Source organism: Waterburya sp. (assembly GCF_058530065.1).
In genome coordinates this window covers 1-9696 of the sequence record NZ_JBZNBU010000072.1, presented here as the reverse complement: position 1 = coordinate 9696, position 9696 = coordinate 1, and the positions used below count along the sequence as shown (strand labels likewise).

The 9696-nt window shown below is 37.9% G+C and carries 8 protein-coding genes and 4 pseudogenes; 3 read left to right on the top strand and 9 right to left on the bottom strand.

Going from position 1 to position 9696, the window contains the following annotated elements; genetic code table 11:
* Positions 1-353 (top strand): annotated as a pseudogene (locus tag AC33VI_RS04810) (hypothetical protein); the annotation flags it as partial.
* Positions 354-473: 120 nt separating this feature from the next.
* On the opposite strand, the gene AC33VI_RS04805 reads toward AC33VI_RS04810, so the two are convergent.
* From AC33VI_RS04805 to AC33VI_RS04785, 5 genes are all read right to left on the bottom strand, one after another.
* A complete protein-coding gene (locus AC33VI_RS04805) occupies positions 474-1751 on the bottom strand; it encodes a 4-hydroxybenzoate 3-monooxygenase (RefSeq protein WP_491781129.1) in 1278 nt (425 codons plus the stop codon).
* 93 nt (positions 1752-1844) lie between these two features.
* The gene (locus AC33VI_RS04800; RefSeq protein ID WP_491781128.1) at positions 1845-2390 is read right to left on the bottom strand and encodes a chorismate--pyruvate lyase family protein; all 546 of its coding nucleotides are present in this window, start codon (positions 2388-2390) and stop codon (positions 1845-1847) included.
* A 110-nt stretch (positions 2391-2500) separates the two neighbouring features.
* Entirely contained in the window at positions 2501-2911 is a 411-nt protein-coding gene (locus tag AC33VI_RS04795; RefSeq protein ID WP_491781127.1) for a hypothetical protein, read from the bottom strand.
* 21 nt (positions 2912-2932) lie between these two features.
* Positions 2933-5437, bottom strand: coding sequence for an FG-GAP-like repeat-containing protein (locus AC33VI_RS04790; RefSeq protein ID WP_491781126.1), 2505 nt, complete (start codon positions 5435-5437; stop codon positions 2933-2935).
* Between the two features lie 37 nt (positions 5438-5474).
* Positions 5475-5861: a hypothetical protein gene (locus tag AC33VI_RS04785; protein WP_491781125.1), complete on the bottom strand. Its 387-nt coding sequence runs from the start codon at positions 5859-5861 to the stop codon at positions 5475-5477.
* Between the two features lie 76 nt (positions 5862-5937).
* Between AC33VI_RS04785 and AC33VI_RS04780 the strand changes: the two genes are divergently transcribed.
* A complete protein-coding gene (locus AC33VI_RS04780) occupies positions 5938-6564 on the top strand; it encodes a class I SAM-dependent methyltransferase (protein ID WP_491781124.1) in 627 nt (208 codons plus the stop codon).
* A 7-nt stretch (positions 6565-6571) separates the two neighbouring features.
* Here AC33VI_RS04780 and AC33VI_RS04775 read toward each other — a convergent pair.
* Positions 6572-7144, bottom strand: a pseudogene (locus AC33VI_RS04775) (Uma2 family endonuclease).
* A 107-nt stretch (positions 7145-7251) separates the two neighbouring features.
* Positions 7252-7380, bottom strand: a pseudogene (locus AC33VI_RS04770) (hypothetical protein); the annotation flags it as partial.
* A gap of 319 nt (positions 7381-7699) precedes the next feature.
* Here AC33VI_RS04770 and AC33VI_RS04765 point away from each other — a divergent pair.
* A complete protein-coding gene (locus tag AC33VI_RS04765; RefSeq protein ID WP_491781123.1) occupies positions 7700-8587 on the top strand; it encodes a glycosyltransferase family 2 protein in 888 nt (295 codons plus the stop codon).
* A gap of 25 nt (positions 8588-8612) precedes the next feature.
* Here the strand turns inward: AC33VI_RS04765 and AC33VI_RS04760 are convergent, their stop codons facing one another.
* The gene (locus AC33VI_RS04760) at positions 8613-9461 is read right to left on the bottom strand and encodes an amino acid ABC transporter substrate-binding protein (protein ID WP_491781122.1); all 849 of its coding nucleotides are present in this window, start codon (positions 9459-9461) and stop codon (positions 8613-8615) included.
* A 13-nt stretch (positions 9462-9474) separates the two neighbouring features.
* Positions 9475-9696 (bottom strand): annotated as a pseudogene (gene argC, locus AC33VI_RS04755) (N-acetyl-gamma-glutamyl-phosphate reductase); the annotation flags it as partial.

Below are 9696 nucleotides of genomic sequence, written 5' to 3'. Positions count from 1 at the left end.
TTTTAGCGACTATCGATTTGGCAAATGTAGCCGAGTTTCAAGTAATCAAGGAAGCAGTAAGTTGTGTAAATAATAAATATCCCCAAGCAGCTAGAAGAATCAACTTATCTGATGTTTGTGCTTTAGTACTCAATAACGATGTGGTAACTTCTTTGTACGCGACTTCTGAAGAAGAATACAATCAGTTAAAAGAAAAGTATATTGCTGAATATCAACCACAAATTAATCAAGTAATTTCTCAGACTGTAGATAAAATTCATAATGAAGGTTCGGAATATTCTTTCAGTCACGATTCTCTAGTTGCAGTTAACTTCCAAAGACGCAAAAAATTAACTAAGTTTTGGCATATATAAATTTTGTTGATAGTTAATTGTTGATAGTTAATTGTTACTCGTCAATGTTTATGAATCAAAAAAGGGTGGCTTTATTGAAGATCAAAATAAAACTACCCTTATGACTTATTACTTATTAATTTATCCCACAATTAAAGGTGGTAATTCAGCAAGATTCAGTTTAGCTGGCTTTTTTTCTGTTGTATTTTTTTTAGGTATTACTCGATCGCCTGGAATATAACCGACATATTTACGAGAGAAATCGAGGGCATAAATTTCCGAATTAATTAGTTGCGATCGCTTGAATTCTTGGACTCGTTGTTGAGATTTACCCGCCTCAGTATTCAGATCTTGGACATTAATCATATGGAGTAAAGATTCAGAAAACTGCTGCATTTGTTTGACAACAGGAACGCGATTTGCCGAATAATTTTTTAAAGGAAGATTGTCGTGACGACGATAGTAGCTAACAAAAGCCTTCGCCAAAACATGAGCATCTTGAATTGCCAGGTTCATTCCTTTACCCCCCGCAGGAGTCATGATGTGTGCCGCATCTCCTGCCAAAAATAAGCGACAGTGTTGCATGGTTTCGAGGGCAAAACTACGCATATTTAAGATTTGTTTGCCGATAATTTTGCCAACCGTTAGTTTCCAGCCATCTTGCGCCAATCTTAATTGAAGCTCAGACCAAATGCGATCGTCAGACCAATCTACTACCTTATCTGTCATGGGGATTTGTAGGTAGTAGCGAGAGATTTTTTCATTGCGTAACATATGTCCTGCAAAACCATTGGGATGCAAGCCATAGATGATATGTTCGGTAGAAGGTGGTGCTTCGGCAGTAATTGCCAACCAAGCATAGTCAAAGTTTTTACCGTAGGGTTTGGTAATGGTTTCGGGAATAGAAGCGCGAGAGACACCGTGAAAACCGTCGCATCCTGCAATGAAATCGGCTTTAATAACTAATTTTTTGCCGTTTTGTTCGCATTTCACCCAAGCACCGTGCTGATTATTAGTAATTTCAATACCTTGGGTGTTATATAAAACTGTGCCGTCTTGCTGTTCTAATTTTTCAATCAAATCCACTAATAATTCCTGTTGGGGATAGGTATAGTGGGTTTGACCTTGGCATTTTTGCGCGTAATCTAAAATAAAGCTTTGTTTGGGAGTGCGAAATTCACATTTACCGTGAGGAGTACCTTCTTCAAACAGGCGATCGCTCAAACCATATTGCTGAAGAATGTTTACTGTCTTATTATCAACTAAACCAGCGCGAGAGCGAGCATAAATTTCTGATTGGGAGTATTTTTCAATGACAATACAGGGAATGCGTTTTTGACGTAGAATATTCGCAATTAATAACCCTGCGGGACCCGCACCAATGATACAAACTTTAGTAGCGATTTGGTTAATAGGCATAATTACTTCTCCTCAATAAATGGTAGTGATAGGCTAATTAACTTAAGATTGGAGATCGAACAGCGAAAAATGATAAATGTTGAATGATAAATGTTAAATGAAATGGCTGCTGGGGAATTTTTCAGTAATTTGCATAACTGGCAAGCCATCGATTAAAACTAGATAGGTGCGATAAATAATCTCGGCTTTCGTGTCGATATCAAAATATTTGGCTAACTTACCAGCAGGTTCGATACCACAGTCAATAATTTCGCGGAAGGTTTCAACTTTGTTTTCTCTCAGTAGCTTGCCGATGGGTTGGCGACTAAAAATCAACTGGTTGCGTATTTCAGGATCGAGACGTTCTAATACTAAGTAAGAGTCGGCATATAAATAGTTGGTTTTAGTTGTCGTTCCTTGAAGTACGATCGATCGCTCGATTACTTGTTGTTTTTTTTCTAACTGGAGAGAAGAAAATTTAGCGTCGCAGTTAATTAGTTTTTGGTGAAGTTTGACTGCTTCTACGGTTTCTCCCGAATAGGCTTGAACTATATCGGTGATTCTACCGTCGGTAACTAGCATCAAGCGTTGTAAAAAGCTTTTAACAGGTAGAGTAGCTTGTTTGGGTTTAAAGTTTAAAGTGGGTGCTGCAATAACCATATTTCTAGTCCTCAATATCTGTATTGGTTATTTCTAGATTTGATAAAGGTTTGATTATTTCTGACACCTACTCAATATGTCGAAGGAAAATTGTTTATGCAGGGTGATATTTATTTTCTCAGCCAGAGTAGAATGCCAAGAATACTTAAAAGTAAAATTTCTGTACCCAATAATCCATTGAGAATTTCCCCATCTCCAGGTTTAAGGACAAACTGAGATCGCCATACTGTATAGGGCAATATCTGAAGTAAAGTAATTCCCCCAAACAGCAACCAAATCGACCAACCTAAACCGCGCCATAATGCGATCGCCGTTACCAAGTTAAAGATTAATAACAATATATCGAGCGATCGCCATAACAAGGGAGTCGTTAACCAAGGTGTTCCCGTTAATCCCAACATATTGCTGATGTGTACGGTTGCCCCATAGAATAAGGCGATCGCTACGAACTTGGTATAAATAGCCGTCCAAGGCTGCTGTATAGCCAAGGAAAGAAATTGATTAATAGATGAAAAGTTCACAGGTAATTAAATAAATTAAGTTCAAAGTACATCTGCATTTGCAGGAAGAGGATCGGCGTAGTAAGCAATACCTTCATATTGGTAATTGTCCAAGTTTTCGTCTACATAATCTCTTTCTGCGGATGATGGGGTGTAAAAATGACTGCCAGCATCATTAAAGAAACGATAGATCGGAATCGAACCTTCAACCTGAGAATCATAGGCATGAAATACTTCTCCTTCAAAAGTTAGATTGGGTAAATTGGCTCGGACAAAATCGACTTCTGTTTGACTAGTAGTATAAAGATGCGAACCAGTATCGTTATTAAATAGACGGTATACGGGGACAATTTCAGGTTTTTCGGTTAAAGGATCGGCTGCAACATAAGCACCACCTTCATATTGATAGTTACTGAGATTGTTAATAATATAGTCTCGTTCTTCGGTACTGGTAGTATAAAAATGAAATCCTGCTTCATTAAAGAAACGAAATACTGTATTGCCTGGAGCATCTAAACTTGATTCGTTGTTTGCTGGGGAATTATCAACTAGATCGCTACCAGAAGCCGACCAATAAAGAAAAGTACCGTCGTCATTACCTGCAATTAAATCAACATCGCCATCATTATCTACATCTCCGACAGCTACAGTTGCCCGAATACCAATATCGATATTTTCTCCCAAAGGATGGTCTTGTCCCGTTAATCTCGTCCAACTGCCACCATCATTACGTAAAGCAATAATACTTCCCAAACGTTGACCTACCATTAGATCTAAATCGCCATCTAGATCCCAATCGAGGAAAGCTACAGAAGCATCTCTGCCAATATCTAACTCTTGTCCTTCTCCTGCCTCATTAATTGCTTGAAAGGGATTCGCTGAGTCGTTAACTTCGATTAAAGTTCCCGATTGATTTTGAAAATAGTGCAGTAAGCCATTACTATCAGTGGAAAAGAGATCGATCCAACCATCATTATTCCAATCTACTGCTACGGGTTTAATATTACTGCCAATGGACTTGAGATACTCAATGGGTTGATTGTCGTCTGTTAGCCTAGTAATAGAACCATTGTCATTGCGATAGTAAAAATATTCCAATTCATCGTTAGTTGCACTCGAACCGCCGACAAAATCTACATCTCCATCCCGATCGAAATCCGCTATGGCGATCGCAGAATTAGTACCAAAATTACCCAATCGCAAACCATTAAATGGGTTATCCATTCCTTCTAAGGGAATAAAGACTCCATTATCATTTTCAAAAGTATCAATTGTTCCTCCTCCATTACCAGAAAAGAGATCTAAATCCCCATCAAAATCTAAGTCAAATAAAAGAGGAGTCGAATCCGTACCCACATCAAAACCATCGAAAGGGTTGTCTTCTCCTGTCTGGGGAACAAACAAACGGGGAAAAATAGTTAGGGTTATGGTAGCTGTATCGGTTTGACCGCTTTCATCGGTAACGGTATAGCTAAAGCTATCTTCGGTGGGATTGTTAATTCCCTGGGGAGGCGTATAAATAAGACGATTATCAGCGATCGCAATCGTTCCCCCTAAAGCTGAAGTTTCATCAACCGTACTAATGCTTAAAGTCTGTCCTTGTGCGCCATAATCGTTAAATAGTACATCTAGTTCTTGGGAGTTTTGACTAAAAACTTCAAAGCGATCGCTCGCAGCTATAGGAGTCAAATCTCCTGACACTTGCAGGTTTTCATAAAAATCTAAACCACCATTAACATTACCTACCAACAAATCTAGATCGCCATCCCCATCCATATCCCCAAAACCAGGAAAACCACCAGCCAGATCGACACCTGCAAAGGGATTATTAGACTCGGCAACCGCACTATACTGTCCGTTGTTATTGCGAAACAGACTTAAAGTACCGTCGTTGTTGTGATAAATAACATCTAGATCGCCATCATTATCTTCATCAACGGAAAAGATGGCTTCGGGGTTATTGAGATTAATCCCACTGGGTACATTAACTTCCCCTGTAAAGGGACTTAAGACTCCCTGATTATTGAGATAAAATGCTGCGTTGTCGCTATTAGTAGATTTAACAACTGCATCTAAATCGCCGTCGCCATCGAGATCGATCGCGCTGTGGGAGATTGTTCCACCCTGAGTAAAATCTGCCAAGGGATTATCGGTAACCGCTTGAAAAATATTATTCTCATCCAGACGATAATAAGCAATTTCCCCACCAGCACTATAAATGAGATCGGCATTACCATCGCGATCAAAGTCGGCAAAGGTAGCAGTATTATCAAGCCGATTTTCTCCTACAGGCAAGTTGATAAAGGGGTCTGTTTCGGGTAGATTGGGCAAATATTTACCTCCTTCTACCTGTCCAAAGTAATCAATTACTCCCTGAGTAGCCACTAAAATCGTGCCATCGGGGAATAAAACAGGAGTTTCTTGCTGATTTTTGAGAAATAAAAGCGATCGCCCGTCAATCTCTATAAAACTGGGTACGGTAAATCGATAGGTACTGGGATTAAGTTCTTGAAAAGGACTAGAACTGAATTCTCTTGGAACAAACATAATTATTGTTTATTACTTACTTATTACTTATTACTTATTACTTATTACTTATTATTTGTATGTTGTATTCGGCGCGAATATTCACTAACGGCACATCTAAATATTCCTGAAAGTCATAGGTATGCCATTTTTTAGTCATCTGCCAAGAAAAGGCGATGCCTTCGGCTAGCTTCGCAATCGCCCTACAACAGGGAATAAAGCACTGCCATAGCCACCACAACCAGTCTTTGAGGGAACTAGCAGTAATAATATCCTTAATCCGCTGATTGAATTCGCGATCGCTAAAAATCTTTTTAGTAACTCGCATCGAATCCCAAAAGTCTTCCCCTGGATAAGTCGCCCAAAATTGCCAAGTATCCAAAATAATCTCTGATTCGGGAGAAATATCCATCCCAGTTATGACATGAACCGCATCGTGTGCCATAAAAGCCTGGGCAATAATGCGATCGTCTTACAAATTTCTACAATTTTTTATAAGATCTGAATTTATCTGCAATATCATGATTCGTGCTTTTCTGGCTAAACAATTAGGTTATCCATCTGGTATTTTTGGTCGCTTGCTAATGAAGCTACTTAACAAAGGCAATGCCACCATGAATGATTTTACCTTTCAACAGCTAGATCTTCAGTCAAAAGATACTGTCTTAGAAATTGGTTTTGGTGGGGGATATTTGTTAGAAAAGATTATTAATAGTCAAATTCCCAGTCGTATTGCAGGTATAGATCCTCAAATAGACGTGATTGAGATGGCTAGTAAAAAATTCTCCCCAGCAATAAACAAAGGACATCTCGAACTCAAGGAAGCTATTGGAGAAAGTTTGCCCTATGAACATAATACTTTTACTAAAATCTGTACTGTCAATACAATTTACTTTTGGTCGAATCCGCAAAAAGTATTAGAGGAGTGCGAACGTCTTTTGCAACCTCAAGGAAAGCTAATTATCTGCTACAATTCCCCTGAATTTTTGGCACAAACTAAATTAACCCAACACGGTTTTACTACTTATCAACCCCAAGATTTGGAATCTTTAATGGTAAGTGCTGGTTTTGTTGATGTGGCTACGGTTACGGCTGATGGTGGTATTGGTAATAGGGTTTTCTATTGTACTGGTGCGATCGCTATTTAATTCTGTATCACCAAATAGGCTGTAGATCCAAAACAAACCCCGACAATACATTTTCCCCCGATAAACTATTAGGTTTATCTAAAATCTCTAGTTGTTTCCCTTGACGATATATTTCTACCTGTTGTTGTACTGGATTAATCAACCAACCCAAGATCGTGCCATTATCTGAATATTCCTGCATCTTGGCTTGAGTCTTGGCTAAATTATCGCTGGGAGACAATAATTCCACCGCAAAATCGGGACATAAAGGCAAAAATCTTTGTTTTTCTCGATCTGTCAGTGCATTCTATTTAGTTAGCGGTATCCAAGAAGCATCGGGGGATCTGTTTGCACCGTTAGGCAAAATAAAGCCAGTGGAAGAATCAAAAGCAATACCAGTACCGTTACTATCTGACCAATTAAACAATTGTTGAATTAATCGACCATTACGATTGCCTGTTTGTCCCCCTGTTGGGGGCATAATTACTAAATCTCCATTAGCATTACGTTCGATGTGTAGATCGCGGTTATTAATGCACAGTTGGTAAAACTGTTCTTGAGTTAATTCAATGGATTCGAGATCTAGGGTAAGAGCATTCATAGAATTATCATTGAGGCATATTTGAAATTTTAATTTATTTGATTGAGTTAGAGTGAGAGCGATCGCAAGGTTAAATCCTTATTTAACTGGCGTCAACATTCTACTCGTCTGTTATCTTGGCTAATATATTTAGCAGTTAAATACTCTTGCAGAGTTAGATGGGAGAAAGAATAAATACCCGCAGCCCGTTTGACTAAGATACCCTGTTGAATAGCGATCGCATCTAAAACAGAATCATCTGCCCAATAAAACATTTGTTGCTATCGATCGCTTTGCTTTGTCTTCATCTTGTTAAGCAAAACTCACGTTAGCTAATAACTCGTTTTTCTTCCCTATCTCCCTCGGAGGTGGGGTATATTTTTAAAAATGAATAGTTTTATCTGTTACTTAAAGATTTAGGCGATTAGCAATTAGTAATCATCTCAATTTTCCAAAATAACGCTACAAATCTATTCCTATCTCCCTATTGCCCTATTTCCCCGAACTATCCGTAATCAATTTTAATAGAAACGTTATTAGTTATCATTTAGCTTAATTAAAAAAACAAACCAGATAATGACTAGTTGCCACAATACCGCTCTTTATTTTTTAATAGTTAACTATAATTCACTAGATTTAATAAAACGCCTATTAAACTCTTTAATTTATTCAGATCGAGAACGAGTAGTTATTGTTAATAACTCTCCTGAAGATAAAGATGTTTTAAATTTAGCTAATGATTCGATTTTCATTCTAGAAGCAAAAGACAATCTGGGTTTTGGTAGAGCTTGTAATTTGGGGGTGAATTGGATTTCTCAACAAAACGATCGCGCTATTGTTTGGCTGATTAATCCCGACACATATTTTAAAACTAAAATATCGGCTGCTAGTCTGGCGATCGCATTCTTACAACAACATCCAGAAATTTCGATTTTAGGTACGACTGTCTGGGATTCTGAGGGCAAACTGACAGCTGCGGGAGGAACTTTTACCCCTAATACAGCTGCTTTAACTATTGTCAATCGCCTACCAGAAGATTTAACTGAGGATTATTATCAAACTGATTGGGTAAGTGGTTGTAGCTTATTGATTAATTTGGCTAATTTTCCCAAGCTTCCTCAATTCGATCCGCGTTATTTTTTGTACTATGAAGATTTGGATTTTTGCTTGCGCTACGGTAGAGAAGGAAAGCAAATAGCAGTAACTAATACCATTCAAGTTATACACGATACCTCATCGATTACTAGTCGTAATATTTTCCAACAATACCGTCATATTACTAAAAGCTATTTAATTCATCTCGAAAAATATGGCAGTCAAAAAGTTTTTATCCTCACCAATATTCGCATGATAATCAATACCTTTCGTTTATTAATTTTTAAGCCCCAACAAGGATTGGGTAAAGCAAGCGGAATTTATGAATATTGGCACGATAAGCTATTTTTCATACCTCTAATTGATTGATTAATTTACATACTTACAATTTAGATTATTCAGTTTTGCTACAGCGATCTAGAGCAATTGTTTGCTCTTCTAGATAACTATCGAACCAAGCCTGAGATAAAATATCCATCTCCAAACTACCAATCACAGAATTAATCAAATTCTGCCATTGAGAATCTTCACTTTTAATAATCATGCCATAGCGATCGCAAGTTAGAGGAGTCTCAGGAATCAAAGGATAATTAGAAGATAATAATCCCTGTTTTTGTGCTTCAGCTCTTAATAGAATTCCATCACTGACCATGGCATCTATTTTACCTTGAGCTACTGCTTCGACTCCTCTACTTCTAGCAGTTACTCCACTGAATTTTTGTATAGTAGCGGTTGGGTAAGTTTCAGTTAGGTATTTTTCTGTAGTGGTATTGTCAATTACTCCCAATCTCACTTCATTCAGACTGCGATTGAGATTTAAGCGACTACGATTTTTTTGATCGAGCAAAAATTGAGTCCCTGTAGTAAAAAATGCTGTTGAAAAACTAGTTTTTTCTGGTGGATTAGGACGAATAGTATTCGCCCCACATTCTAGATCGACAATGCCATTACTAACTAAAGAAAAGCGAGTCGAAGCTGTTGACTCGAACAACTTTACACTTAAAGTATTGCGTTCTAAGGTTTGAATTAACTGTTTTTCTAACAATACAAAAAAATCCAAACAATACCCTTGCAAATTACCGCCACTATCTAAATATCCAAAAGGTGCGGCATCTTCTCGAATAGCAACATTAAGAACTCCTGTCCGTTGAATTTTGGCAAGTACGCTTTCAGCTTTAACTGGAAATGCTAATAAACAAAAGGATAAGCTACTACTCAAACAAAATAAAACCTTTTTGTTCATAATCGATAATTTTTTAAGGATAAAAGGCTAATCTTGGCAATCCCACCGCTTCATCCCAGCCCATCATTAAATTCAAACATTGTACGGCTTGACCAGCTTGACCTTTAATCAAATTATCAATAGCAGACAATACTATTACTCTTCCCGTGCGGGCATCTACCTGAATGCCGATATAAGCCAAATTCGTACCGCAAGCCCATTTGGTTTGAGGGTATACTCCATTAGGCAAAATAGT